2 protein-coding genes and 1 pseudogene are annotated in these 1,396 nt (G+C 48.1%); all 3 read right to left on the bottom strand.

Annotated features, from left to right (window positions below):
- On the bottom strand, window positions 1-72 hold a 72-nt coding region (locus ACHHZ6_RS24670), incomplete at its 3' end, for an IS1 family transposase (RefSeq protein WP_001568368.1).
- A 33-nt stretch (window positions 73-105) separates the two neighbouring features.
- Window positions 106-765 (bottom strand): VIT family protein, encoded by a 660-nt coding sequence (locus ACHHZ6_RS24665; RefSeq protein WP_395123182.1) that lies wholly within the window; start codon window positions 763-765, stop codon window positions 106-108.
- Window positions 766-899: 134 nt separating this feature from the next.
- A pseudogene (locus ACHHZ6_RS24660) lies at window positions 900-1,265 on the bottom strand (cytochrome b/b6 domain-containing protein); the annotation flags it as partial.
- Window positions 1,266-1,396: the final 131 nt, after the last annotated feature.

The raw sequence follows: 1,396 nt of genomic DNA, 5'->3' as shown, positions 1-1,396 counted from the left end.
AGTGCTTTTGCCGTTACGCACCACCCCGTCAGTAGCTGAACAGGAGGGACAGCTGATAGAAACAGAAGCCACTGGAGCACCTCAAAAACACCATCATACACTAAATCAGTAAGTTGGCAGCATCACCGCCATGGTACTCCAGAACGTAATTCTTATGATCGCCCTGACAGGAGAGGCTTTACTCAAAACCGAAGATATATAGCCAAGGACCGCCAGTGAAAAAAGGGTGGAAAGGATTATCAACAAAAAAGCCAGTTTCAGAGGGGAGAGCCATGCCACGATTAAGGGTAACACCGCACCAGCGGAAAAACTCAGGGCAGAAAAGACAGCTGCCTGTAGGGGCTGTGCAGAATTTATATCCGTCAACCCCAGTTCTTCACGGGCATGAGCATCCAGGGCATCTTTGACCATAAGTTGCTCTGCAACCTGCCGGGCAAGCTCTGGCTCCAGTCCACGTTGCATATAAAGTGAAGTCAGTTCCCGCACCTCTCCCTGATAATCAGTTTCCAGCTCCCTTTTTTCCTGGGCAAGTGCTGCGTTTTCGGTATCCGCCTGAGATGAGACGGAAACATATTCCCCTGTAGCCATTGACATAGCTCCGGCAACCAGTCCTGCAACACCTGCAAGTAAAACACCGGAAGGACTGCTATTTGCAGATGCAACCCCAAGAACAAGGCTCGCTGTCGAAACAATTCCGTCATTTGCCCCCAGTACAGCTGCCCTCAGCCATCCCACTTTTTCGATACTATGTCGTTCAAGATGCATATATTTTTTCCTTCAAATACGCATACTCATCGGAATTACGGATAAATAGAAAATGCATTGACGGATAAATGCGCGGTTATAGTCTGTTTTAGCCAACCATTACAGGGCATCTTATCCATCATAAACCTACAGCACTATTCGGTAACGGGATTTTTCCTTTGGCTACGAACGGTGAGGAAGATATGCAGCAACCCCATCGCACCATGTGCCCAGAAATAGGTTTCAATAAATACAGTCAGAAACTTATGCACATGCAGGACGGTTTCTGTCAGCACAGGTGACGTGCCAAGAGCAGTATTGAGAGCAAACCAGAATCCACCACATAATGCAACGCCCAATAGTGCAAGTACACCAAGCCCCTGAACCAGAGCAGCAATCCCACCAGCATGAGCTTCAGGAAGACGGAATGATATCAGCATTTTGATATCTTCAACCACACCTCGAAAATCAAGGACCACCCAGGCAAAATAGTAACGAAATCCTCGTTGTGTCAGCATCCATGCATGATCTTGACCCGCCATCTCCGGACAGCTTTTGTATCTTAAGTTAACGATGTCCGCTGCCGCCGATATTCCCTCGGGGAGTGATATCCCAGCGCGCTGTGCGGGTGGTTTTCATTGTAATGTGTGAA

This window comes from Enterobacter cloacae complex sp. 2024EL-00214 (assembly GCF_043945575.1).
Taxonomy (GTDB): Bacteria; Pseudomonadota; Gammaproteobacteria; order Enterobacterales; family Enterobacteriaceae; genus Enterobacter; species Enterobacter cloacae_P.
The sequence above is the reverse complement of the archived record's forward strand: the minus strand, read 5'-3'. Positions and strand labels throughout refer to the sequence as shown.